This window comes from Halobacillus aidingensis (assembly GCF_900104185.1).
GTDB classification, from domain to species: Bacteria; Bacillota; Bacilli; order Bacillales; family Halobacillaceae; genus Halobacillus; species Halobacillus aidingensis.
Genome location: NZ_FNIZ01000006.1, coordinates 157304 through 182196, shown reverse-complemented (window position 1 = coordinate 182196; position 24893 = coordinate 157304). Strand labels below are relative to the sequence as shown.

Below are 24893 nucleotides of genomic sequence, written 5' to 3'. Positions count from 1 at the left end.
GGAGTTTGACGGACCATGGCAACAGATCCTAAATCAAAAGGCAAAAAGCTAAATAAAGAGCAGGAAAGAGAAAAAAAGCGTCAAGCTTTAGATGAAGCCACGAAGCAGAAGCCTGCGAAAGCATCGTCCAAAAAGCAGGAATCGGGAGCAAAAGAGAAAGCTCCGAAAAAAGGACGGCGGCGAGTCCTGCCGATATGGCTGCGTATCATTCTTGTCCTTCTTTTCAGTGCGGCTGCCTTACTGATTGGATTGATGGTCGGATATGGAGTTATTGGTGATGGGAACCCGACAGACGCGCTTGAAATGGATACATGGCGCCACATTTGGGATATCGTTACGAAAACAGAATAATCTTTAGCTTGTACTTCATTCTATGATATAAGCCTATTCAATATGCAGAACACGAGTCGTTACGGCTCGTGTTCTTTTTGGTTACATTTGTGATTATTTGAACACAAAGCCTGGCATCTGTTTTTCCTTTCTCGGTACCAGGTACAGAAGAGGAGGAGTGGTGTACACGGTACCTATTTGCAGAATGCCGTACCTGTCACCAGACTATCTGTGCATGGTACCAGGTACGAATATTTCTTTTCTCGTACCGGTTAAGCGAAGCATCGAATGTTTTCAAGCTATGGATTAGGGAATTACATCCGTACAGAGAACAAAGCAGCGGGGAGGGATCATAATCATGAAGACAGATGTATTCATTGCAGGCGGTGGCGTAGGAGGGCTTGCTCTTGCGGCGAAGCTGGCGAGCCGTGGTGTTCACGTGGTCATAGCGGAACAGCTGAAAAGAGAATCTCCTGTATATAAAGGTGAACTTTTGCAACCGAAGACTTTGGCTATTCTTGAAAGGTTAGGCGTATTGGACGAAGTGGAAGAGAACGGTCATGTTATCGACCAGTTGCGTTTTCAGGAAGTTCATCGCAACCGCGGCAGTACTCCTGAAGAGATCAACCTGACAGAGTTGAGTTACAGCCGTGTGGCAAGCATTTACGATCACGCGTTGATGGTTCCGCATGAAAAAACAAAAGAGATTCTCAGGAATAAGGGGAAGGAGTTTGATGAATTTTTTCATTACCTCCCCGGCGCAAGGTTCATGGGGTTTGAAAAAGGGATGGCAAAAGTGAAGCGCAAGAAGGAGACATTCTACGTCCAGGCTCAAGTGTACATAGGGGCAGAGGGGCGGAGCTCACCGACGCGTGATGCGATGAATGTCCACGTTAAAAGAAAAGACTACAATCACCATTTTCTGACTGTGACTATTCCCCGGCCAGAATCATTCACAAAAGGGAAGATCATTACGACATCCAGTTGTTTTCTAGGGTTATTCCCTCTGCCTGATAATGAAGTACGGACCGTATTCTTAATCAAAGCGGGAGAGTATAAAAGAATCCAGGAAAAAGGTTTGGAGTCCCTCTATCAAGCTTACAGTGAACTTGAACCTGAGCTTGCAGAAGGGGTGCGGACCATTAAAGATTGGAAAACGGTCCAACTGATGATTCCGTTTACGTATCATGTCGATCGCTATTATTCCGGTAATTTAGCGATCATAGGGGACGCTGCGCACACCGTTCACCCCATGGCCGGAGAAGGGATGAACCTTGCCATTCAGGATGCTGATGTTTTAGGTGAGCTTCTGGCTTGGTGTAAGGAAGAGGGGAAAAACTACTCGGATTACCTTCATTATTATGAAGATATTCGCAGACCCCGTGTAGAATTTTTACTTAACTTGAGTCATTTATCCGCTCTTGTGTATTCGTTCCAATACGAATGGTGGAGGAAGTTCCGAATGAAAGCCGTCCAGAGAATCTATGATGATGACCAACTCCACGTCAAACAAATGTTGAACATATCAGGACTGGGAAAATGGGATTTCACTTTGGTGGACAGAGCCGTCCAAGGCAGTATGCTTCCACCGAGACAAAAAAGGGTATCAGATCAAAAACAGCGTCAGTATCTCTTTTCTGAAGCAGAAGATTATCCTTGGAAAAGAAACGAGAAAGGAAGGATATCATGAATGAATGGGTAACAGCGATACAGGCAAGGAAATGGATGAAAAAGAACGAATCATTCTTACCAAGCTGGCACGCTTATGTGGGATCAGAACTCGGTCTTTTTGATGAATTCAGAACAGCACGGACGGTTGAAGCGATCAGTGAGAAAACGGGCTACCCTTATGACCTGCTCAGCTCCTGGGTTAAGGTGGGAGTGGCGGTCAAGCACATGAAGAAACGCCCGAACAACCGCTATCGAACATCAAAGAGGAAATGCGCAAGCTTGATGGGGGATGATCAATCACCTGGAGTCAAAGCCTTGCTGAAAGAAATGATGGAACTACACCTGCCGACATTGTTGAACTATCCAGACATCATGAAATCCCATGAACGGGCGGAATTCAATCATGAGCGCCATGGAGAAGTGGTAGCAGAAACGTCCGCTCTCCTTGAGCATTTTGCCATTAAGAAAATTAAGCGGATGATCAAAGATAAACAAGTGACTTCTGTCGTTGATTTAGGTTGCGGACATGGAGGTTATTTAAGGAAGCTCGCCATGGAATATCCACACCTGGAGATGATCGGGGTAGATATCAATCAGAAGGTCATTGAAAAAGCGCGTACCTTATCAGAAGGTTATCCGAACATCAGCTTCGAAGTCGGGGATATTAATGAGTGGAAACCACGTGAAGGTGAGAATGTGGATGTTGTTTTACTGCATAACATCTTTCATTATATCCATCCGGCAGACCGCAGGGATCTATTGAACCATCTCCACACCTACGTGAAAAACCAAGGGCTGATATCTGTAATTACACCGATCAATGAAACGGAACATGGAGAAGCATTCTCTTCAGCATTTAACAGCTTCTTTGTCGCTCACTCCAACCTTTTTGCCTTGCCAAACAAAGGAGAATTGAAAGAGATCTCTCAAAACTGCAAATATGAACTGTTCGACCTTGATCCAATTATTAAAGAGGGATCGTGGTACACGTTTTGGTTGACCCCTACGAGTCCGGTAAGGGAAATGAAACATACGCAGATGGCGGGAAGTAGTGAACAAACACTTTCTACAAGCACTTCCTCTACAAATGAACTGACACGCAGCTCATAAATAAAAACCGCTATGGACGCGCCCATAGCGGTTTATTTACATTGACTATAATCGCCCACGGCCTTGCACAAGACGGACAATGAGTACAACGAGGGCTACCACAAGCAAAATATGAATCAAGTTTCCTGCAATACCCCCGAGTAAGCCTAATAGCCATAGAACGAGGATAATAATTAAAATCGTCCAAAGCATCGCAGCGGCCTCCTTTTTTGTAATAAGTAAACTTACTAGTATATTTTCCCTTAAGTGCATATTTAAAACGGACCCTCAGAAAAACTTTGTCCCTGGCTTGTGCTTCTTTTATAATGAAAGCATGGAATAGGAAAGGAGTCAGATTATGCTGGACATACAACAAATCAAAGAAATTATCCCACACCGTTATCCCTTTCTACTAATTGACCAAGTAGAAGAGATTGTAGAAGGCGAGCGCGCGGTCGGATACAAGAATGTAACGATGAACGAGCCGTTTTTCCAGGGGCACTTCCCTGATTACCCTGTCATGCCAGGAGTCCTGATTACAGAAGCCCTCGCCCAAATGGGTGCGGTCGCTATGTTGAAAAAGGAAGAAAACCAAGGGAAGCTGGCCTTTTTCACAGGAATCGACAAATGCCGTTTCAAGCGCCAAGTAAAGCCTGGTGACCGTTTGAAATTGGAAGTGGAAATCGTCCGTTTGAAAGGTCCTGTAGGAAAAGGAAAAGCAACAGCCTCTGTCGATGGAGAAGTCGCATGTGAAGCGGAAATCATGTTTGCCTTGAAATAACTAAGAAAAAGAATGCAGCCGCCGCTGCGTTCTTTTTTAGTATATGGCAGGATTGTGGAAGACTCAGTTTCGATACTTTTGTTGAGTGGATGGGGGCTTCGGGGAATGGCTCGTTTTCCGCGGGCCCCACACGAGGTGGGGTCGTTCGATGTTGGCACAGGACGTGCTGAACTTAATCGAACTTCCTCGTTCTCTTGAGCCTCCTCGAGCTTCGCTCTGCGGGGTCTCACAAAGCACTTTTTTCCTCTTAGATATCCGATTCCGGCGCCTAGCGGCTAGTGAGACTTCCCTCGCTTCTGTACGATAAGTCAACATCGAATCACTCCGTTCTTCGTGTTTCCTTTATCTCCTCCAGCTCAGTCCAGTCCATACGCCGCTGATCGAGGCGCCTGCACACTTAAGGTAGGAGTCTCGCCATTCCCCTCCGCCCTTTTAGCATGGGAGTGTCTCGAAACCACTTCTCGGAAACTCTGCTGGTATGCTCAAGCGAAGTGGATCATATAATACTCTCCCCAGTGTGAATCCGAATGTGAAAGCTTGGTATAGAGCGTTTTATACCTACTTCTAAGTGGGGTGGGAGCCGCCCCAGTGGGTAAAGGGGATCGTTTCTCACATGCATCGAATGGGGTTGTTGGGAAGCTGCGAGACTCCCGTGGGAGAAGGAGATAGACGAGATCCCACAGGACGAAGTCCGAGGAAGCTCGGCGCTCCCCCACAGGAAAGCGAGTGGCTTCCCAACCACCCCTGACACCAAATACGGCAAACGAACCCCGGTTATCACCAAACTGAGTCTTCCAGAAAAGGGAGCGTTACTGGAATAAGGGGATAGATGAAAAAATTTTAGTATATATGGATGAACTTACAGGATATGGACATACTAGTTTGGGAAATCATTAAAAGGAGGAAACATCGATGAAAGCATTACTTATGAAACTTTTGGTCGCGTTTTTTGCCGTATCCCTACTAGGAGCTTGTGCTTCTGAAGAAGAGCCTCAAGAAGAAGAGAACAACATGGAAGAAGAAGAAAATATGGAAGAAGGAAACAACAACGAAGAGGACAACATGGATGACGCTACGGAAGATGAAGGCGACATGAACGAAGAAGAAAAAGAACAAGATGATATGACTGACGGCGAAAATGGCGGAAATGGTGAAGACGGCCAAGACGGCATGACAGATGATGGTGCCACAACAGACGAAGAAAATAATAACGAATAAAAGAAAGCCGCCCTCTCAGCGGCTTTTTTTCATGGACAGAAAGGTGGCAATGGCAACCATACATATTCCTCCAATTGTAAAAACAGGGATGAAGAAATCCACAATGCTTAATGGTTGGAGGAGGTAGAGCCCTATGCCTACCATAAATAAAGTGAAACCGCTCAACGCTAATCCTTTCCCTATTGACATCACCCTCTTAAAGAGGAGCCAGTAGGAAAGTTTCCTACCAGCTCTAACTTTTTTATCCCTTTAAATCAATCCGGTTGCCGAGATCAGGGTGAGGAGCGGATTGGTTAAGCATTTCCACCATTTGGTTCCCCTTTTCTTCTGCATCCCCTTTTACTTTATCCATCAAAGCTAGACTGGATTGTTGCTTCAGGCTTGTTGTACTCATAGCCATTGATATTGCTGCGATGTCCATCTTATCCCTCCTTTTCTTATACCATCGGTTGGTTCTTCATAAACTCAAGCGAGAGAGGGGACGAACTATATCTTAGTCCGGATCTTTGAAAACCTTTGGAAAACGTTAGAATCTTATGTAGAATGGAAGTAGAAATATTCATAAAAACTTTACAATCAGGAGTTTTCAGGTTTCTCATGTGTGGAATAAGCGAATAGAGGTGATTATTGATGAAATACAGAACGGCAAGCGACCTGAAAGATTTGATCTTGGAAGACTATGAAAAAGTGGTGAACCGGATTCCACTGGAAAAATTGGATGTGTATCTCTATCTTCATACCGTCTTTCAAGATACTTATGTACCGGACGATACGCTCTATCAATTCATCTTTCGGCACTTCTTCCGCCTCGACAATCCAAGTCTGACGAAGGAGTTTGAAACGTACTATTTCAAACTGATGGAAGAACAACGTGGATATGAACGCCCGAACATCGTCCACATTACGAAAAGCCTTTATGAGGTGAAAAATCACAAAGGAAACCCGACGATGCAATTTCCATTAGCTGCTTCTATGCTGCATACCATTAATCCGAGTTTCCCAACGTACGATAGTGATATTGTCAAAGCCTTCGACTACTCATCCACGTATCATTTATCAGGCTTTGATAAAAAGATGAAGCGTTATATCGGACAGTATCAACATACATTCCGGACTTATGAAGAACTACTGGAAGATGAAGCACTAGAACCTGTTTTCGCCCACTTTGATGAACGTTTTCCAGGCTATGAGCTCCCGAAGGTCAAAAAGTTGGACTTGATCGTCGCCCAGCTCGGTAATAATCTGCAATAATACGAAGAAGCTGAACCTGATCCAAGAGGTTCAGCTTTTTTGTGCACTTTTTTATGCCGTTCATTTGATAACTAACTATTCATAACCGGTACGAGGTGCATGTCGGTCGGTACCAGGTACAGCTTTTTATCCTGCCGTACCTGGTACCGGAAAAAGCAATGGAGGGGCCAGGTATGAAAACGAATCACTTCCAAAATTAGTCACAATTTTGTCATTTTCGTAGGAATACTACAAGTTGCATTACAAATCGCGATTTAGTAACATTAATCGTAATTATGACTACATGGTCAGTGCGTTTGAATAGGGTATCCTCTCATCGGTTGAGGGGGAAAATAGAGAAGAAAAAGAAGATAAGTCCGGGAGATTTACGAGAGTCTGATATGGAGAGGAAGTCTTAGATGAAACGGTTGATTTTCATGTTCATGGTGCTCTTCTTTGTAACCGCTTGTAATCAGGAAGAAGCCAATGAAGAAATAGAGGAGCGGATCACGCCGGTCAAAGTGGAGTCCGTGAAAAAAGAAGATTTTGTCGTGGAACGTAAACTGGTGGCCCGTGCGACCGCTGCTGATACTTCACCTGTCCTGCCTGAAACCCCAGGAGAATTGGCAACCTTGAACGTTGCCAAAGGGGACAGAGTAGAAGAAGGTGAAACAGTGGCCGTCGTCCGTCCAGGAGGCAATGTAGATAATCAGGTAGAATTGCAGCAAATCGCCCTACGTCAAGCACAAACACAGCTTGAAAATGCTCAGGTATCAAAAGAGCAAGCGGCACAGGGTGTTGAAAATGCGAAGGAGCAGGTCGACCTTGCTAAGCAGGCCTCGCAATCGGAGGCAAGTCAAACCGCTCAGGCAGCGGAAGCAGCGAAGCAACAATACGAACAAGCCAAGCAACTGGCTGATGAAACGAAAAAATTGGCCGATGAAGGGACCATTCCTGATGCGCTCTATCAACAAGCGAAGAACCGTGCTGATCAAGCGTATGCTCAATACCAGCAGTTAAATGGACAGCAGCCTCAGTCTTCGTCTGCAGTAGCGCAAGCAGAGGCGCAAGTCGATCAAGCAGAACAACAATTGGAGCAGGCGCGTGTAGCCGTTGAGCAGGCCGAGCTTCAGGTAGAACAAGCCAATGTTCAATTAAACCAGGCGCAGGAACAAGCCGAAAATGAAGCGATCACTGCACCTACTTCCGGCGAAGTGTCGACATTGAATGCTAGTGAAGGGGATATGGTAAGCAACCAACAGCCACTTGCCACCATCGTCAGTCTGGATCCCATGACGATCACAGCTTCTGTCACCGCCGATCAACTCTCTCTTTTTGAAAAAGGAGCGGAGCTCACCGTCGATCTTCCTTCTTTGGAAGAACAGGTATCATCAACCGTCAGCTACGTCTCTTCCGTTCCTGATGATACTGGACTTTACCCGGTCGAAGCAACGGTGAGTAATGGAGATGAAAAGATTAAACCAGGAATGATGGCGACTTTCTTACTTCCAGAAAATGTTGTGGAAAATACACTCATTGTCCCGACAGACAGTCTGGTAGAACAGAATGATGAAACCTTCGTTTATCAGGTTGTCGATGAAAAAGCAGTCCAGGTTATTGTATCAGTTTTAGAATCTCAGTCGGACTTTACAGCGGTGTCCGGGAACATCCCTGAAGATGCGACGGTGATTACAACAGGGCAGCTGACCCTGTCAGACGGGGATCAAGTCACCATCATGGAGGAGGATTCCTGATGAAGCTTGTAAACCTTTCCGTCAAAAGACCAGTCGGAGTCATCATGATCGTTGCTGCGATACTTGGTCTGGGATTTGTATCTCTAAGAAGTTTGACCATTGATTTATATCCGGAAATTGACTTGCCGATCGCAGTGGTATCGACTTCCTATGAAGGAGCAGCACCACAGGAGGTCGAAAAACTCGTCAGCAGGCCAGTGGAGTCTTCCGTCAGTAGTATTGAAGGACTCGAGGTGCTCCAGTCTCAATCACAGGCTGGGGCCTCGCTCGTTCTTATGCAGTTCAATACAGGGGTGAATCTTGACAGCACGCTCTTACAAGTCAGGGAAAACGTTGATCAGGTGACAGGGCTTTTACCAGAAGGGGCGTCAGATCCAAGTGTGCTCCGTTTTGATCCGCAACAGCTTCCAATCATGACGGTCGGCCTTTCAGGAGATACGCCGGATGAGCTACAAAAAGTAGCAGAAAACCGGCTGGTTCCTTTTCTTGAACGGCAGGAAGGGGTCGCTTCGGTCAGCATTGAAGGCGGACAGACAAAAGAAGTGCAAGTTCTCGTCGATCGCGCCCAAATGGCTACATACGGCTTGGATTCCCAAACGTTGATTCAGGCGCTGAATGCAGCCAATCAATCAGCCTCAGCAGGAACCATCGAGAAAGGGCAGAAGGATCTGCAAATTCGGATTGATGGAGAATTCACCTCTGTGGAAGATGTGAGAAACACAAGGATTCAATCTCCTTCAGGGGCACAAGTGACGCTTGATCAAATTGCTGAAGTGAACGATACACTTACCAATTCCAACACCATCAGCAAGGTCAACGGTTCGTCTTCTGTCGTGCTCTCCATTTTGAAGAAAACGGATGCGAACACCGTTGAAACCGCCGATAACGTGAGGGAAGCGATGGATGAGCTGGAAGCAGATCTTCCCGAAGGTGTTGGCACAAGCATTGTTTTAGATACATCAGAATTTATTAAAATATCGATCAACAGCGTTGTATTGAACATCATCCTCGGCGGTATTTTTTCCGTCCTGATTCTGCTGTTGTTTTTGAAAAGTGTACGCGCGACGCTCGTCATCGGGTTGTCGATACCGATTGCAATCATATCGACATTTACTTTAATGTACTTCACCGGTGAAACATTGAACGTGCTGACGATGGGGGGACTCGCCCTCGGGATTGGAATGATGGTGGACAGTTCTATCGTCATTTTAGAAAACATCGTCAGCTACCGTCAGCGAGGATATTCGATGGTCGAAACGGCTAAACAAGGGGCGTCAGAACTTGCCCCCGCTGTTGTGGCCTCAGCGACAACGACACTCGTCGTCTTTTTACCGATTATCTTCGTAGAAGGCATTGCATCTGAATTGTTCACACCGCTTGCGTTGACGATCATGTTTGCGCTCATTGCTTCCTTAGCGGTTTCTGTGACTTTGATTCCCATGCTGTCTTCGAAACTGTTAACAAAATCTTTGAAAGAAGAAGGACGCCGGTACTGGTTTAACCGCTTTTTAGAAAAAGTGAATGATGGCTACCGCTCGATTTTAAGGTGGGTATTGAAATTCAGAAAAACGACCATTGCGATTACATTTGCTCTTATCGCAGGGAGTGTAGCCCTCATTCCATTGATTGGAACAGAATTCATTCCCCCTTCCGATCAAGGGCAGGTGGAAGTGCGAGTGAACATGCCTGAAGGGACATCTCTTGAGGAAACGGAAGCTCTCACAGAAGAAATTGACACAGAGATTGAGAACTATAGTGAAATCATAGATGTCAGCTACCTTTCTATTGGCGGAGGTTCGATGGGAAGCATAGGGAACGGCTCGTCTGACTTTGCTTCCTATACGATTCAGCTTGTCGAACCTTCACAGCGGGAAAAAACGACCCAAACCGTCATGGAGGAAATGAGTGAATCCCTCTCCAACATTCCAGGTGCTGAAATAGAAGTGAGTGAATTAGATGCTGGTCTCGGAACTGGTGCACCATTGCAAGTGCAAATCAATGGTGGAGAATATGAAGTATTGGACGAGCTTGCTGGCCAAGTCGCTTATTTGATGAATGAAATTGACGGGGTGCAAAATGCTACGTCATCGACGGATGAAGGACGCCCTGAAATGCAGATTGAAGTGGACCAGGATAAAGCGGCCCAATACGGCCTGACTGAGCAACAAGTGATCAGCCAGGTACAGCTCGGTTTCAATGGTCAGGTAGCGACGCGATATCGAAATGGAACAGATGAAATCGATGTGCGTTTTATCCTTCCGGAAGATGAGCGCCAGACGATTGCAGATTTAGAAGGGATGTCGGTCCAAGCACCGAATGGGTCACTCATTCCACTCGCCACCATTGCGGAGTTGAAACAAGTTCAGGGACCTGTGTCTCTGCTCCGTCAAAACCAACAGCCGCAAGTGAATGTGGAAGCGGAGATTTCTAATATTGATCTAGGGACGGCAACAGAAGAAGTGCGGACAGAGTTGGAGCGTCTGAATTTTCCTGACGGCTACTCCTACACCATAGGAGGACAGGCGCAGGATATGCAGGAAGCTTTTGGCGACTTGTCTCTTGCCTTGATTTTTTCGATTTTCCTTGTCTATGCCGTCATGGCGATTCAATTTGAGAACTTCTTGTTCCCATTTATCATCATGTTTTCTTTACCGGCAACCATTATCGGAATTTCAGGCGGTTTATTTGTGACCGGCCTTCCATTCAGCTTGCCGGCCTTTGTCGGAATCATTATGCTGGCAGGGATTGTCGTCAACAACGCCATCGTGCTTGTCGATTACATCAACATCCTGAGACGGAAGTCGTACGATCGTTATGAAGCCATATTAGAGGCGGGACCTAACCGCCTTCGTCCTATCCTGATGACGACCTTGACGACAGTGCTCGGTATGGTCCCATTAGCGATCGGAATTGGACGAGGCGCTGAAGCACAACAACCTCTAGCGGTCACCATCATTTTCGGCTTGACCGTATCGAGCTTTTTCACGCTTGTACTCATCCCTGTCGTTTACACATACTTTGACGACCTATCCAACAAAATCACCGGCTTCTTCCGAAAAAGAGCCCAAAAAGAATAACTTACATTTTTTGGTGTACCAGGTCATCCAAATATTGGATGACCTGGTACACCATTTTTTTACATATCAACAATTCAATGGGTGCCAGGCACCAATATTCATAAAACTGTGCCTGGCATCCAAAACAATGGCCATCCCAAAATAAAAAAGCCTCCATTACGGAGACTTCGTTTCCATTGAATCATTCTGAACATTCTTAAGTGAATCCCCAAGCTTTGCAATGATCTCTTTTAGTTGATCTGGATATTCAAACACGTGTACACCACACGTCATATACTGCTCTTCCATTTTCATCCAAATGAGTCGCCCTTCAGCTGTAAATGTCTTATTTTCATAAATGAAGGTGAGGAACAACTCATCTTTCATAGACAATCCAGGTTGAGAATCACAGGAAAAACGTAATCCGTTCATACTGATGTCTTTCACTTCCATAGGACCTGACAAATGGCTGCTGAACTTTTTGTTGTAAAAACCCGGGAGAGGTGTTTGGAATGGATACCGAAAGGGTTCATGTCTGCGTTCATTCATGCTTACATCCCTCTTCCTAAACTAGGATGGTTTTATCATATCCTCTTAAGGATGAACGTTCAATAATTTTAGCTATATATCTTCGAAAAAACTCAATCTTCCTCACTTTCACGTCGGTCAACTTTAATTAGATCCCATGTAGTTACAATTCCCATCGGCATGTCATCAGGGTTTCCCGTTTCGGTCAAAATAACAGCCTTCAGTTTCCGGTTTTCATTTAAACTTCTCTCAAACCGTTCTTCCAGGTCAAATACAGTAGCACCCGCTTTTAAAAATTCTACACTACGATCCTTTTCAACGGGGAGGACGTCTGAAGCGCAAATGTTCTCAAGGACGATTCTTTCATTTTTATGATTTTGAGACAACCAACGGACGATGCCGTCATTGGTTAGTAACCCTGAAAAAGCCCGTTCTTTTGTGTAGATAGGGAACTGAGAGATCCCGTGCTGGTCGAACGCCTCCATCACGTGACTAAGCGCTGTATCTTCTTTGAAAAAAAGGACGGGACGAGTGGCGAATTCCAGGGCTTCAGGCGGTTGGTCAAGCGTTCGTTTAATTCGTTTCAATGCGTTTACGACATCCTCATGAGGGGTGGCGATAAAGTAATCCCCACTGATCCGTTCGTGAACGATCGCATTTCGGAGTTTTGCGTACTGCTTCAACTGGTCAAAGTGGATACGGATGACGCTATGCTTCAGTTTGGAACGCTGAAGAAGCTCCACGAAATTATCATTTTTCGGGAAGCCATTCAGTTCTTTCAAATGTTGATGGATCTGGTTGAATGTAATTTCAAACTGTTCCACAATGTCATTCATCTTGTTCACCTTTTTCCTAAGGATTCTCACTCATTTTTACAGTTAGTGTGTGAATCCTAGACGAAAGTGATTCATTTTTACTTCCATTCAATTTTGAGTCGGAGGAATACACTGTATGCTAAAATCATTGAAGTCACTGATAAAAGTATGAAAGTCACCGATAAAAGTACGAAAGCCACTGATAAAAATACTTAACCTACCGATAAAAGCTTAAAACCTACTGATATGGGGAATTTGTATTGTTCTATCAAGGTTTTTATTCGCTCTCCCAGCTTCCCCACCACCCTTGATGCTCAACATGAAAACGAACCGCGGTTATGTAGAGATCAAGTCTTACACAATCCTGATATATACTTGAACAAAAGCAAAAAAACGTTCGTTAAAGTAAAACTTTCACTAAATAATTTGTATGATTGTACGATAATAAAAGATAGGGAATAGGAAGTATACATATAGGGGAAATGAAAGCATACATAGGACTCCGTATTGATTTTTCGTGCTTTAAATAGAACGGTTGTTCAATCTGTGCTATACTCATATCAACAGGAAAGAAGGTGAGATCATGATCGGTGAACGCATTCAAAAAATTCGTAAAGACCGACATATGTCGCTATCTGAATTAGCCGAAAGGGCGGGAGTCGCAAAATCTTACTTGAGTTCGATTGAGCGGAATATCCAGACCAATCCTTCCATTCAGTTCTTGACTAAAATATCCCAGGAACTAGACGTTTCCATCAACTTTTTACTCCACGGAGAAAACGAACCTCAAGATGAAACGCTGGACAAAGATTGGATGAATTTGGTTCAGGAAGCGATGAATTCAGGGATCTCTAAAGAACAATTCCGTGAATATTTGGAGTTTAATAAATGGAGAATCCACCAGAATAAATAAAAAAAGCCTGACTCTTTTACGAGATCAGGCTTTTCTCTTTTTCTACCGGGAAACTCTGCTTGATGCTGAATATTTTAGAGATGGTAACGTAAAGAAAACCACCCAAAATAGCTCCAATCAGTACATCTGAAACATAATGGTGACCAAGGTATACTCTTGATACAAGAATAACCAATCCAGTAAGTAACCCAGCCCACCTCAGTCTGCTTCTGATTATCCACAGCAAAGCGATAAAGATTCCGACAAACAATGCTTGTTCGCTGGGGAAGGATGCACTCGCTTCTTTTTCAATTAATGGTGTGACTTCTTCAAGGGCTGCGAAAGGTCTTTCCCGCGGCGCAATCCAGCGAATGGTTCTGCTTATGACTAAGCCTGCTAGTGAGGCTGCGATCGCTGCGAGTCCGAGTTTGCGAGTCGCTTTCAACAAAGCCAGTAAAAAGAATAACCCGATTATCGCTTTGTAACCCCATGATGAAAAGAAGATCATAGGTGCATCCACCCATTCGGCTTCAGAAAAATCATAAATCCATGATACGAATGCTTTGTCCATTTGTTTCTCCTTACATAAAGAAGGAGCGTGAAGAAATCACGCTCTTCCGTTTATTTATTCAATTGAGGGAATTTCTCTTTTAAGTAATTCATACTGATTTCCAAGCTTTCTAAAGGTGTGCGTCTGCTTTCATCCTGCTCGACGATCCAATATTTCACCCCGGCTTTCTCACCAAGAACAAACACCGTATCTAAATCAACGCCGCCTGTCCCGAGCTCAGCGAAATATTGTTCTTCATCAAGGGTCATGTCCTTCAAATGAATCAATGGCGTACGTCCCTGGTAGCGGTCGATCCACGCAGAAGGTTGATCGCCTGCTTTTTGAAGCCAGTAGATATCGAATTCCGCCTGAACCTGGTTCTCATCGGTTTCCTCAAGGATCGCGTCCAGTGGCTTTCTTCCATCCGGCAGCGGCTCCAATTCGAAGTCATGATTATGATAGCACAAAGTAAGACCATGCTGACGGCATTCATCACCGATTTTTTTCAAATCCTCAATTAACTGCACATAGTCCGCTTCATTTCGATTCTCGATGTACGGACAGACGACATATTGGCTTCCAATCGTTTTTTGATCCTCGATGACCTGCGGAAGATTGTTTTTTAGTTCATCCAGCGGGACGTGGCTGGAAGCGGCTTTTAAACCAAGTTCATCTAATAAGCGTTTGACCTCGAGAGCTGTCATGTCACCAAAACCGGCAAACTCGACGGCATCAAAGCCTAAGTCGGCTACTTTCCTTAACGTTCCAGCAAAGTCTGCGGCGGTTTCATTTCGTAAAGTATAAAGCTGTACTGCGATAGGTATAGGTGTATTCATATCGATCCCTTTCCTTTCATCCTCATTGCATTTAATTTTCTACTCTTATCAAAATTAGATTTCCATTGTCGAATTCCCTTCCGAAAACGAAAAATAACCAGAAGAAAGTAGAAAAAGAACAACCAAAGGTAGGGGACAAAGGGCATTTTGCTGATTTTGAAAGTGTCTGGGTACCGCGTAAGATAACGCTATAGCCAAACAATCAAAGGTGGGATACGAATGGGTTGGAAAGAGACGATGCAGGAAATGAATGAAGTTCACAGCGTTTGCTGGATGTGTAAAAAAGAGCTTCGTGAGTATGAAGTGTGTACGGTTACAGATGGAGCGACTCTTGAGATTGATTTTTGCTTTGAATGTTACGGGAAGCATGGGGGTGATGTAGGTTTGTCCGAAAAAGACACATTCCAAATGTTCTAGAATAGGATATCAGAAGAAAAGGTGAGGTGAATAGGAATGCCCGTATCTGTCGTCTTCAATCAAATCGCTGTCAACTCCATTACTGAAAATGGAATCATATCCACAGGGCAGAACAATCAACCCGATTGGTCCTGGCAAGGGAAGAACAATAATGCTGCAGGAATTCCCGTCGGTTTTTTCATTGCGACCAACAATGTGAATACGATTATTGATAATGATGTTAATGATACACCGATCGTTAACCCTACCGTCAGCAACCCTCAACCAAACGTCCAATATTAGGGGGGGCTTCTGATCGATATTCAATTTGACTCCATCTATGTCAATCACATGACGAATAACTCCGGCATATTTGTCGGTCCGAACACCCAAACCCATTGGGAAGCGCAGGAAAAGCAAAATGCTGCCCTTGGTACAGTCGTAGGGGATGGAAACATCATTTCTTATAATGTGAATGTGATTCATGATAACGATGAAATCGATATGCCGATAACGAAAATGGCACGTCCATCCAAAAAGGAGAATGGAGCCGATCAATCTTCAGGATGATCCTCCATTTTCTTTTCAATGAGTTTTTTTACCCATTCCGGGATTTCCTGGCCGTTTTCTTGGGACATCAGGTCAAGAATGGCTGAGTCACTTAAAATGGAACGTAATCCTTCGAGGGTATTGCCATCTCCATAGACGTTCCCAAAGCCCTGGTTATGTTTTTGATAACTCTCAAATCCTGTCGGGATATTGTTTCCCATATTCAAACAGGAGGCATTTTCAATCGTTCCAATCCTTATGTTCCCTATGAAAAAGTAAGGAGTCAGACCGGCCATATTAGGAATCCTCCTTTGATTTGAAGCTGAACTTCAATCCATTGTCCGTTCGGCTCAATTCAGGACGTGAAGAGTTTTTCGGTTTGACGTTCACACCGAAATTGTTTCCCATATTAAGAGCTCCGCTCAATTCATCGATATCTAATTGATCCAACTGGAACGTCAATTGTTCAAGGTTGGGGTCATGGATATCGACTTGGTCAAAATGAATATGGTATTCCACATGCTTCCCCTGCATTCCTTGGATCACTTGTTTTAATTCATGAATCTCTTTTACAAGATGATCGATATCCGCTTGCTTGTCACGACGTTTTTTAAACAACATATCGTCTACACTCTTTTAGAAGGCCGTTTGATGACTAGATGTTTATTATGCTGGAGGGTGTTTTTATGACCAATGATTTTTCCGTTTCCCTCCCATCTCTGTTCCACGGCCTTAAATCCGGACTGGAGGTTGGTTCCTGAAAAGATTCCAGATGCATCACTGATTTGGTCAACGGACAAATTCTTAAATTGAATGTGACTCATATCATCACCTCCTATGACTAATGTATGAAAGGAAAAGATAAGCATGAAAGACATTATGAATTGGTTCAATCCTTTGGGGAAAGAGAGTTCTTTTCTTCCTGATGATTTGATGGATATGGGGAAAATGAATGATTTCGTGCAAAAGTCGATTCAGGATGCTCTGACGCCAAATGATCAACAAAAACCAAAACATCCGAGCAGTGATTATAGAGTGATGGAGCTGATGAAGGAAGTTGTCGTCACCATCCCTATTCCTTACGAAGTGGATGTAGAAGCGATAAGATTGAGTGTTGGAAGCGGGAAACTGTTTGTTAGCGGGATATGGGCTGAAAGGATGGAGATTGCGCTGCCTGCTCAGACGAGCAGAAGAAATGGGTATGCACAGTACCAGGACGGGGCCATCGAAGTTCGTTTACAAAAAAAGAGCTCTGATGAAAAAGAGATCTTTTTGCATTATTGATGATCCTCTAATTCAATGGGAATATCCTTGTTTTTGTGACGTTTAAAAATGGTGACGATCAACAGGCCTTCTTTGTAGGCGGTCACGATATCTTCTGCAGTAAAATGAAAGGGCACTGGGATCACACGTTTGAAGCTCCCTTTCAAACGTTCGTTATGGATTAAATCTTCTTCCGCTACGGGGTAATCGGGAGTAATCTCCCCCCGGATAATCATGGACGTGCCTTCCTGGGTCAGATAGACTGGGTCGTTCTTTGTTAAACCTGGCAGTTCAATCACAAGGACAGCCTGATCTTCCGTTTCAAAAAAGTCATAAGAAGGACCGCGTTTTGGAATAACATGATGCATGTCGTTCCAGAAATCTTCTCCTAACACCTTCTCCACATTTTCTGAAAAAGCCTCCCAATTGATCGGACCGTTCTTTTTCTTCATTTCTTTCACCTCACTCTTACAAAGTATGTGGAATCGCGTATGTTCATGACATGACACATAAAAGACGGAAAAAACGAATCCATGTAAACGCTGTCTATTTGGAGAATTATTTGAAAAATAGTGTTGTGTTTGGAAGACCCCCGTGTTATGATTTACTCAACTTCATTAATCAATGAATTTTGTGCAAACGTATTCACATCTTAATCAAAAGCATTTTTATAACTCATTGTTGGACAAGCGGATGAGTTTTTTAACTACCATTTGCGCAAACGTATGCGCGCATGTTGCACAAGTTAGAAAACTCTTTTCTTAGATGTGATATGTAAGCGGATTCAACGATTAATAAATTAATAGGGGTGGATCAGATGAAAAGAAACAAATTTTATTCTGGGATTGCGACAGCATTGTTGGCGTCTACTGTAGCTCTTACTGGTTGTTCATTTGGATCAGACGACAGCAGCAGTTCAGACGACAATGCTTCAGGCGATGCCGTTACCGTCGATGTCTTTCAGTTTAAAGTAGAGTTCAAGGACCAGTTTGAAGAGCTTGTCTCCATGTATGAAGAAGAAAACCCAGACGTGAACATCAACGTGAAAACCGTCGGTGGAGGAAACGACTATGGGGCTTCATTGAAGACTTCTTTCTCTTCTGGAGAAGAGCCTGACATTTTCAACGTTGGTGGACCGACAGATGTCGATGAGTATGAGCAGTACTTAGCAGACCTTTCTGATACAGATGCAGCAAACGCAGCACTTGAAGGGACGCTTTCCGGCGTATCCCGTAATGACCAAGTATTAGGACTTCCTTTCAACCAGGAAGGATACGGTCTTCTTTATAACAAAAAAGTTTTTGAAGAAGCAGGAATCAATGCTGAAGAAATCACAACGTTTGAAGCTCTAGAAGAAGCTGTTCAAACGTTGGAAGATCAAAAAGGCGAGCTTGGAATCGATGCACCATTTGCCTTCCCGGCTAAAGAGAAGTGGGTCATCGGTAACCACTTAGCCAATGCGTATATTGCAGATGAATTCAACAATGACATTATGGAAGCTTATGAAGCGGACACGATTGAGTTTCAGATGGGTGACCAAATGAAACGTTTCGTAGACCTTCAAAATGAGTACTCTGTTCAGCCAACACTTAGCCTTGACTATTCTCAACAAGTTGAAGAAAACTTCTCTCTTGGAAAAGTTGCGATGATTCAGCAAGGAAACTGGGTTTATAACACGATTGAATCCATGGATCCTGAATTTGCTGAGAACAACGTCGGCCTTCTTCCAATCCCTGTAGAAGGTTACGAAGGAAGCATCCCTGTTGGTGTACCAAACTACTGGGTTGTAAACAAAGAGTCTGAAGATGAAGTCGTACAAGCAAGTAAGGATTTCTTGGACTGGATGTACACATCTGATCAAGGTAAGAAATTCGTAACGGAAGAATTCAAGTTCATTCCGGCATACGAAGGATATGAAGATCAGGAAATCGCAGATCCGATTTCTCAGGAAATCTATGAGTATGCAAACGAAGGCAACACACTTGGATGGGTCTTCCTTGGCGCGCCTACTGGCTGGACTGAGGACGCATTCGGAGTAGCTGTACAAGAATACCTTGCTGGAGATATCAGCTGGGAAGAAGTAGAACAAAGAGCAACGCAAGCTTGGGAAGATGCTCGTCAATAATTAGTAGAATTGGAACCAGTAAGGGCTTGCTGCCCTTACTGGTACTATAAAAAATCCCCTCTATTAGGATATTTAAATAGGTAAGTATGTTAATAGATGGGATGTTTTATCCAATCATATGAGATCGATATCATAACGCGCGGTTCGTGCCGCTTAAAGCATTGGAGGAGTAATACATGCAGAATCGAAGTTTATCTTTCTGGCTGTTCCTGACGCCGGTGATCATGGGTCTTGGTATAGTCGTCGTCATTCCTTTCTTATATGGTCTCTTCTATTCCTTCACGGATTGGAACGGGATTACAGCAAATGCATTCATAGGTTTTGAGAATTACATTAACCTTTTCCAAGAAAGTGAATTCATGGATTCGATTTGGTTTACGGTTAAATTCGCCGTTGTGACCGTCATCCTCTTGAACATTATGGGCCTTGGACTGGCTCTTCTTGTTACTCGTAACATCAAGTCAGGCAACCTTCTGCGTACCGTATTCTTTATGCCGAACTTGATCGGTGGGCTGATTTTAGGATTTATCTGGCAGTTCATCTTCATCAGCGTTTTTGGAGATATTGCCGGTCTTACTGGAATTGAAGGATTGAACGGTTGGTTGTCTACAACGAACACTGGTTTCTGGGGTCTAGTCATCCTGACCGCATGGCAGATGGCTGGGTATATCATGATCATTTACATTGCTTACCTTGAAAACATTCCGAAAGAGTTGATCGAAGCAGCGAAAATCGACGGAGCAAGCAGCTTCCAACGCTTCAAAAACATCACGTTCCCGCTCGTTGCACCGGCCTTTACGGTCAGTATGTTCTTGACGCTTTCCATGGCCTTCAAGATCTATGACCAAAACTTGTCCCTGACAAACGGCGGACCATTCAACTCGACGCAAATGGTTGCGATGGAAATTGTCCGTACCGCGTTCTCTGATAATCAAATGGCTTACGCTCAGGCCAAAGCCGTTATCTTTTTCTTGATTGTTGCTGTTATTGCATTGACTCAAGTGTATTACAACAAGAAACGGGAGGTTGAGATGTAATGAAAAAGAATAAAGAAAAACGGAATTTAATCTCCATTGAAATTCTCGGCCTTCTGCTTGGTCTCATCTGGATTGCGCCCTTCTACTTGATGATTGTCAATGCGTTTAAAACAAAGCGTGACATCTTCTCAGGCGTTTTAGGGTTCCCGGAAGAAGTTGTATTCTCAAACTTTGTAGAAGCATTCATTGATTTGGCATTCTTGAAGTCACTGTTCAACTCTGTCTTGATTACAGGCTTGAGTATCGCCATCATCATCCTGTTCTCTTCTATGGCCGGATATGCCTTAGCAAGGAACAAAAGTAAACTCAGTGGCATCATCTTCTTCATCTTCGTTGCTGCAATGTTGATTCCGTTCCAGTCCGTTATGATTCCACTCGTCTCTATTTTCGGGCAGGCGGACATGTTGAACGCTGGTGGATTGATCTTCATGTACCTTGGTTTCGGTTGTAGTTTGTCGATCTTCCTTTACCACGGAGCGATGACAGGGATTTCGAAGTCCATGGACGAAGCGGCCATCATCGATGGAGCGAACCGTTTCCAAACGTTCTGGTACATCATTTTCCCATTGTTGAAGCCGATTTCCGTAACCGTAGCGATCTTGAACGTCATTTGGATCTGGAACGACTATCTCCTTCCATCTCTTGTATTGAGTGAGTCCAATGCAACGATTCCATTGAAGATGTTCTACTTCTTCGGTCAATACACGAAACAATGGCACCTGGCACTTGCAGGTCTGACCATCGCAATCCTGCCAGTCATCGTCGGCTACTTCTTCGCTCAGAAACAAATCATCAACGGCGTATCCGAAGGAGCCGTTAAATAGGGTAGAAAATGAAAGATGAATAGAGGAAAGGAGGCGATGGACGTGTCTGTCACGATTAAAGATGTGGCGAGAGTTGCGAATGTCGCTCCTTCTACGGTATCCAGAGTCATCTCCGATAGTCCGCGTATCAGCGAACGGACAAAACGGAAAGTGAGAAAAGTGATGGAGGAACTGGGGTATCACATTAACTACAACGGTCGCGTCCTTGTCAGTCAATCGACACAGACGATCGGCATTGTAACCAAAGTTTCTACCGTTCATTCTTTCGATAACCCCTTTTTCTCAGAATTGTTGAGGGGAATCAGCGATGCATGTCATGAAGAGGATTACAGCATTTATTTGACGACAGGCAACACGGAAGAAGCGATCTTCAAAGAGGTTGTCAAAATGGTGCAGGGGAAGCGGGTCGATGGTGTCATCGTCTTGTACTCCCGTGAAGATGACAAGGTCGTTCCGTATCTAAGGGATTGCAATTTTCCTTTCGTGATGGTCGGAAAACCTGTGAATCGAGCAGGTGAAACGATGTTTGTAGATAATGACAACATCCTCGCAAGTAAAGAAGTGACGGATTATTTGATTCAACTGGGTCATGAGAGGATCGGCTTTATCGGAGGGGATTCTCATTTTGAAGTAGCCAGGGACCGTTTAGAAGGATTTCGACAAGCTTTGGCGAATGGTCATTTAGAGGAAGACAAGAATTTACAGAAAAATATTCAATCGGGACTGGCGGATGCCGATCAAGTGGTGGAGGAACTGCTTCAGGTAAAGGACCCGCCGACGGGCCTTGTCATCACCGATGATTATAATGCATTGACCGTCATGAGAGCTTTAACCTCCAAAGGTTTGAAGCTGCCGGAGGATATGAGCATCGTTGGGTTCAACAACACGATGATTGCCCGTTTATCAAATCCCGCACTAACAACAGTAGATACACAGTCGTTTCAATTGGGTCATGAATCAGCCAGGAGCTTGATTGATTTATTGAACCGTCCGGACATGATCAAAAAAAGTGTGATCATCCCGACGGTCATCGTAGAACGGGATTCCTGTCACCCAAGGAAAACGATCAAACAAAAAGATTAATTTTTTTCGCATAAAGAGAGCGCTTATTTTACAGAAAAGGGGAATGAACATGAACGTACTAGTATGGAATGAAAACCGTCACGAAAAAGAAAACCAGGTCGTTGCTGATATTTATCCAGAGGGCATTCATAGTGCAATCGCTGATTTTCTTGGGGAAGATCATGAGAATGTGAAAACAGCGACATTGGATGAGGAAGAGCATGGATTGACCGATGAAGTACTTGCAGAAACGGATGTACTCGTTTGGTGGGGACACAAAGCCCATGATGAAGTGCAGGATGAAATCGCGGAAAAAGTAAAGCAGCGCGTACTCGAAGGCATGGGACTGGTCGTTCTTCACTCTGCCCACTTTTCTAAGCCATTCAAAAAGTTGATGGGCACATCCTGTGACTTGAAATGGCGCGAGGCGGATGAGAAAGAACGCATCTGGGTCGTCGATCCAAGCCACCCGATCACGGAAGGCATCGGCGAGTTCATTGAAATTGAAAAAGAAGAAATGTATGGCGAACATTTTGATATCCCTACACCTGAAGAATTGATTTTCGTCAGCTGGTTTGAAGGTGGAGAGGTGTTCCGTAGTGGGGCTACTTTCCGTCGTGGCAGAGGAAAGGTCTTTTACTTCCGTCCGGGACATGAAACATATCCTACCTATTACAACAAAGAAGTACAAACCGTCATCCGTAATGGTGTGAAATGGGCGAACAACACAGAAACGCCGACACCTGTTTACGGTAATGCTCAACCTTTAGAAGAAATTTCAACTAAATCATAAAGGAGCTTTTAACTATGACACAATTGAAAATTGCTGTAATTGGATGCGGAAGTATTGCTCAAAATCGTCACCTTCCGGAATATGTTGCAAATGAAAATGTTGAAGTCACGGCCGTATGTGACATCGTTGAAGAACGCGCGCGAGAAGTAGCGCAATTGCACGGTGCGACTCTTTACACAGACTATGAAGAGCTATTACAGAAAGAAGAAGTGGACGCGGTGAGTGTTTGCCTGCCGAACTATTTGCATGCACCCGCTTCGATTGCTGCACTGAATGCCGGTGCTCATGTCCTTTGTGAAAAGCCGATGGCAACGTCCAAAGAAGAAGCAGAAGAAATGATTCAAGCGGCTGAGAAGAACGGAAAGAAATTGATGATCGCTCACAACCAACGTTTTGTTCCATCTCACGTGAAAGCGAAAGAACTGATTGAATCAGGTGCAATCGGAAAAGTGTACAGTTTCCGTACGGCTTTCGGTCACGGTGGACCGGAAGGATGGAGTGCAGAAGGGGAAGACAGCTGGTTCTTCAAAAAAGATCAAGCGTTCATCGGTGCCATGGGTGACTTGGGAGTACATAAGGCAGACTTGCTCCGCTACATCCTTGGCGAAGAATTCGTCGATGTGGCAGGTTTTGTCGAGAACAATGCGAAGAAAGACATTACGGTTGATGATAATGCTGTCTGTATTCTACGTTCTCAATCCGGTGTCGTCGGAACGATGGCAGCGAGCTGGGCCTACAATCCGAACGAAGACAACTCAACAGTGATTTACGGGGAAAAAGGAACACTTCGCCTTGAAGACGATCCAGAATACTCCTTGATCGCTCAATACACGAATGGCGATATCGTCAATTATCAGCTTGGAAAAATTCAATCCAATGAAGAAGGCGGACAAAGCAATTCTCATGTCATCGACCACTTCGTTGAAAGCATTGTGAATGATACCGAGCCGCTCATCACTGGCGAAGAAGGTATGAAATCACTGGAAGTCATCCTCGGTGCCCTCCGCTCAGGCGAAACGAGACAAATCAGCAGCCTGGAGAAAATCACGAAATGACTCGCTTAAAAATGGGAATCATCGGAGTAGGGGGAATTGCCCAAGGACGGCATATTCCCTCTTTCCTTGATTTAAAAGACAAAGTGGAGCTTACGGCTGTCCAGGATGTGAAAGAAGAACGAGCGGAAGAAGTAGCCGAAGCCCATCAGGTTCCCTATGTTTTCAAAGATTATAAAGATATGTTCTCAAAAGTTGATGCGGTCACAATCTGTACGCCGAACAAGTTCCATGCAGAGATTTCCATTGCCGCCCTTGAAGCTGGTGTGCACGTGCTATGTGAGAAACCGATGGCGATTACGACAGAAGAATGCGAAGCGATGATGAAAGCCGCGGAGAAGAATGACCGTCTTTTATCGATTGCTTATCATTACCGGTACACACCGGAAGCGCAGCTGGCGAAAAAAGCGATCCTAAATAATGAAATTGGCGATCCTCTTGTTACAAGAGTCCAGGCCATGCGGCGCCGAAAAGTTCCAGGCTGGGGTGTATTTACGAATAAAGATTTGCAAGGCGGCGGCAGTTTGATTGATTTTGGCTGTCACTTGCTTGACCTTGCGCTTTGGCTTCTGGATGATCCAAAACCTGTAGAGGTGATGGGACGCACCTACGATCGATTGAGTAAAACTCCGGGACAGGTGAACGACTGGGGAGCGTTCGATCATGAATCGTTCAACGTTGATGATCATGTGACGAGTTACATTACGTTCGAAAACGGAGAGTCGCTTCAATTTGAGTGTTCATGGGCGGCTAATATCAAGGAAGACCACACGTCGCTTTCGATTTCTGGTGTCGACGGTGGCCTCAGTGTTTATCCATTTGAACTCTATCAAGCCAAATACGGGGCGCTGCTCGATAGTACAGCGAAAATCCGTGAAGGCGAACCAACCCCTGGTCTCGCTCAGGCAGAAAATTTTATCGACAGCTGTTTAGGGAATGACGAATTAGTCGTGAAGACGGAACAGGCGTTAAAAGTGACGAAACTGATGGAAGCGATCTATCAAAGTAGTGAAACAGGTACGAGTGTGAAACTATAAACCTA

General features: G+C 44.5%; 30 protein-coding genes. 20 read left to right on the top strand and 10 right to left on the bottom strand.

Translation table 11 applies throughout. The features are described from left to right. Positions 1-15 precede the first annotated feature (15 nt). From BLS23_RS08135 to BLS23_RS08125, 3 genes are all read left to right on the top strand, one after another. Positions 16-351 (top strand): DNA-directed RNA polymerase subunit beta, encoded by a 336-nt coding sequence (locus BLS23_RS08135; RefSeq protein WP_089652047.1) that lies wholly within the window; start codon positions 16-18, stop codon positions 349-351. A gap of 337 nt (positions 352-688) precedes the next feature. Further along, the gene (locus tag BLS23_RS08130; RefSeq protein ID WP_089652046.1) at positions 689-2020 is read left to right on the top strand and encodes an FAD-dependent oxidoreductase; all 1332 of its coding nucleotides are present in this window, start codon (positions 689-691) and stop codon (positions 2018-2020) included. After that, positions 2017-3111: a class I SAM-dependent methyltransferase gene (locus BLS23_RS08125; protein ID WP_089652045.1), complete on the top strand. Its 1095-nt coding sequence runs from the start codon at positions 2017-2019 to the stop codon at positions 3109-3111. Before BLS23_RS08130 ends, BLS23_RS08125 begins: the two co-directional genes overlap by 4 nt. A 45-nt stretch (positions 3112-3156) precedes the next feature. On the opposite strand, the gene BLS23_RS21350 is transcribed toward BLS23_RS08125, so the two are convergent. Further along, entirely contained in the window at positions 3157-3303 is a 147-nt protein-coding gene (locus BLS23_RS21350) for a lmo0937 family membrane protein (protein WP_115823967.1), read from the bottom strand. A gap of 145 nt (positions 3304-3448) precedes the next feature. Here BLS23_RS21350 and fabZ point away from each other — a divergent pair, with 145 nt between their 5' ends. Continuing rightward, positions 3449-3871, top strand: coding sequence for a 3-hydroxyacyl-ACP dehydratase FabZ (gene fabZ, locus BLS23_RS08120; protein WP_089652044.1), 423 nt, complete (start codon positions 3449-3451; stop codon positions 3869-3871). Positions 3872-4783: 912 nt separating this feature from the next. Continuing rightward, a complete protein-coding gene (locus BLS23_RS08115) occupies positions 4784-5089 on the top strand; it encodes a hypothetical protein (RefSeq protein ID WP_089652043.1) in 306 nt (101 codons plus the stop codon). 241 nt (positions 5090-5330) lie between these two features. Here BLS23_RS08115 and BLS23_RS08110 read toward each other — a convergent pair whose 3' ends face one another. Next, on the bottom strand, positions 5331-5510 hold the full coding sequence (locus BLS23_RS08110) for a YjfB family protein (RefSeq protein ID WP_089652042.1): 180 nt from the start codon (positions 5508-5510) through the stop codon (positions 5331-5333). A gap of 209 nt (positions 5511-5719) precedes the next feature. Between BLS23_RS08110 and BLS23_RS08105 the strand changes: the two genes are divergently transcribed. The 3 genes from BLS23_RS08105 to BLS23_RS08095 all read left to right on the top strand — a co-directional run bounded on the left by BLS23_RS08105 (position 5720) and on the right by BLS23_RS08095 (position 11150). Beyond that, positions 5720-6340, top strand: coding sequence for a hypothetical protein (locus BLS23_RS08105; RefSeq protein ID WP_089652041.1), 621 nt, complete (start codon positions 5720-5722; stop codon positions 6338-6340). 398 nt (positions 6341-6738) lie between these two features. Further along, positions 6739-8073, top strand: a complete 1335-nt coding sequence (locus tag BLS23_RS08100; protein WP_089652040.1) for an efflux RND transporter periplasmic adaptor subunit — start codon at positions 6739-6741, stop codon at positions 8071-8073. Continuing rightward, a complete protein-coding gene (locus tag BLS23_RS08095) occupies positions 8073-11150 on the top strand; it encodes an efflux RND transporter permease subunit (protein ID WP_089652039.1) in 3078 nt (1025 codons plus the stop codon). Before BLS23_RS08100 ends, BLS23_RS08095 begins: the two co-directional genes overlap by 1 nt. A gap of 156 nt (positions 11151-11306) precedes the next feature. On the opposite strand, the gene BLS23_RS08090 is transcribed toward BLS23_RS08095, so the two are convergent. Together BLS23_RS08090 and BLS23_RS08085 are read right to left on the bottom strand one after the other, a co-directional pair. Continuing rightward, the gene (locus tag BLS23_RS08090; protein ID WP_089652038.1) at positions 11307-11678 is read right to left on the bottom strand and encodes a PilZ domain-containing protein; all 372 of its coding nucleotides are present in this window, start codon (positions 11676-11678) and stop codon (positions 11307-11309) included. Between the two features lie 92 nt (positions 11679-11770). Next, a complete protein-coding gene (locus tag BLS23_RS08085; RefSeq protein ID WP_089652037.1) occupies positions 11771-12493 on the bottom strand; it encodes a CBS domain-containing protein in 723 nt (240 codons plus the stop codon). A 562-nt stretch (positions 12494-13055) separates the two neighbouring features. On the opposite strand from BLS23_RS08085, the gene BLS23_RS08080 reads away from it, so the two are divergent. Further along, positions 13056-13385, top strand: coding sequence for a helix-turn-helix domain-containing protein (locus BLS23_RS08080; protein ID WP_089652036.1), 330 nt, complete (start codon positions 13056-13058; stop codon positions 13383-13385). A 16-nt stretch (positions 13386-13401) separates the two neighbouring features. On the opposite strand, the gene BLS23_RS08075 is transcribed toward BLS23_RS08080, so the two are convergent. After that, positions 13402-13935, bottom strand: a complete 534-nt coding sequence (locus BLS23_RS08075) for a phosphatase PAP2 family protein (RefSeq protein ID WP_089652035.1) — start codon at positions 13933-13935, stop codon at positions 13402-13404. A 50-nt stretch (positions 13936-13985) separates the two neighbouring features. Then, positions 13986-14750, bottom strand: coding sequence for a sugar phosphate isomerase/epimerase family protein (locus tag BLS23_RS08070; RefSeq protein WP_089652034.1), 765 nt, complete (start codon positions 14748-14750; stop codon positions 13986-13988). Between the two features lie 219 nt (positions 14751-14969). On the opposite strand from BLS23_RS08070, the gene BLS23_RS08065 reads away from it, so the two are divergent. The 3 genes from BLS23_RS08065 to BLS23_RS08055 are packed head-to-tail and all read left to right on the top strand — an operon-like array spanning position 14970 to position 15716. Then, positions 14970-15167, top strand: coding sequence for a hypothetical protein (locus BLS23_RS08065; RefSeq protein WP_089652033.1), 198 nt, complete (start codon positions 14970-14972; stop codon positions 15165-15167). Positions 15168-15203: 36 nt separating this feature from the next. Continuing rightward, entirely contained in the window at positions 15204-15449 is a 246-nt protein-coding gene (locus BLS23_RS08060) for a hypothetical protein (RefSeq protein ID WP_089652032.1), read from the top strand. A 48-nt stretch (positions 15450-15497) separates the two neighbouring features. After that, positions 15498-15716, top strand: coding sequence for a hypothetical protein (locus BLS23_RS08055; protein WP_089652031.1), 219 nt, complete (start codon positions 15498-15500; stop codon positions 15714-15716). Here BLS23_RS08055 and BLS23_RS08050 read toward each other — a convergent pair. Genes BLS23_RS08050 through BLS23_RS08040 form a run of 3 tightly spaced genes read right to left on the bottom strand, consistent with a single transcriptional unit; the run spans position 15701 to position 16519 of the window. Continuing rightward, positions 15701-15991 (bottom strand): hypothetical protein, encoded by a 291-nt coding sequence (locus tag BLS23_RS08050; protein ID WP_089652030.1) that lies wholly within the window; start codon positions 15989-15991, stop codon positions 15701-15703. The two genes, BLS23_RS08055 and BLS23_RS08050, sit on opposite strands and share 16 nt — an antisense overlap. Position 15992: 1 nt before the next feature. Further along, on the bottom strand, positions 15993-16316 hold the full coding sequence (locus BLS23_RS08045) for a hypothetical protein (protein ID WP_089652029.1): 324 nt from the start codon (positions 16314-16316) through the stop codon (positions 15993-15995). Between the two features lie 5 nt (positions 16317-16321). Further along, complete coding sequence (locus tag BLS23_RS08040) at positions 16322-16519, bottom strand: hypothetical protein (protein ID WP_089652028.1); 198 nt, start codon at positions 16517-16519, stop codon at positions 16322-16324. Between the two features lie 43 nt (positions 16520-16562). On the opposite strand from BLS23_RS08040, the gene BLS23_RS08035 reads away from it, so the two are divergent. After that, positions 16563-16979 (top strand): hypothetical protein, encoded by a 417-nt coding sequence (locus BLS23_RS08035; RefSeq protein ID WP_089652027.1) that lies wholly within the window; start codon positions 16563-16565, stop codon positions 16977-16979. Here the strand turns inward: BLS23_RS08035 and BLS23_RS08030 are convergent. Continuing rightward, positions 16973-17410 (bottom strand): Hsp20/alpha crystallin family protein, encoded by a 438-nt coding sequence (locus BLS23_RS08030; RefSeq protein WP_089652026.1) that lies wholly within the window; start codon positions 17408-17410, stop codon positions 16973-16975. The two genes, BLS23_RS08035 and BLS23_RS08030, sit on opposite strands and share 7 nt — an antisense overlap. A gap of 365 nt (positions 17411-17775) precedes the next feature. Between BLS23_RS08030 and BLS23_RS08025 the strand changes: the two genes are divergently transcribed. The 7 genes from BLS23_RS08025 (at position 17776) to BLS23_RS07995 (ending at position 24888) form a co-directional block, all read left to right on the top strand. Further along, complete coding sequence (locus tag BLS23_RS08025; protein WP_089652025.1) at positions 17776-19083, top strand: ABC transporter substrate-binding protein; 1308 nt, start codon at positions 17776-17778, stop codon at positions 19081-19083. Between the two features lie 176 nt (positions 19084-19259). Next, a complete protein-coding gene (locus BLS23_RS08020) occupies positions 19260-20120 on the top strand; it encodes a carbohydrate ABC transporter permease (protein WP_089652024.1) in 861 nt (286 codons plus the stop codon). Then, entirely contained in the window at positions 20120-20944 is an 825-nt protein-coding gene (locus tag BLS23_RS08015) for a carbohydrate ABC transporter permease (protein ID WP_089652023.1), read from the top strand. Before BLS23_RS08020 ends, BLS23_RS08015 begins: the two co-directional genes overlap by 1 nt. Positions 20945-20986: 42 nt before the next feature. Further along, entirely contained in the window at positions 20987-22027 is a 1041-nt protein-coding gene (locus BLS23_RS08010) for a LacI family DNA-binding transcriptional regulator (protein ID WP_089652022.1), read from the top strand. Positions 22028-22076: 49 nt separating this feature from the next. Beyond that, positions 22077-22799, top strand: a complete 723-nt coding sequence (locus BLS23_RS08005) for a ThuA domain-containing protein (RefSeq protein WP_089652021.1) — start codon at positions 22077-22079, stop codon at positions 22797-22799. A gap of 14 nt (positions 22800-22813) precedes the next feature. Further along, the gene (locus tag BLS23_RS08000) at positions 22814-23854 is read left to right on the top strand and encodes a Gfo/Idh/MocA family protein (protein WP_089652020.1); all 1041 of its coding nucleotides are present in this window, start codon (positions 22814-22816) and stop codon (positions 23852-23854) included. After that, positions 23851-24888 carry a Gfo/Idh/MocA family protein gene (locus tag BLS23_RS07995; protein WP_089652019.1) on the top strand — a complete coding sequence of 346 codons (1038 nt, stop codon included), beginning with the start codon at positions 23851-23853 and terminating at the stop codon, positions 24886-24888. The genes BLS23_RS08000 and BLS23_RS07995 overlap by 4 nt, the downstream gene beginning before the upstream one ends. Positions 24889-24893: the final 5 nt, after the last annotated feature.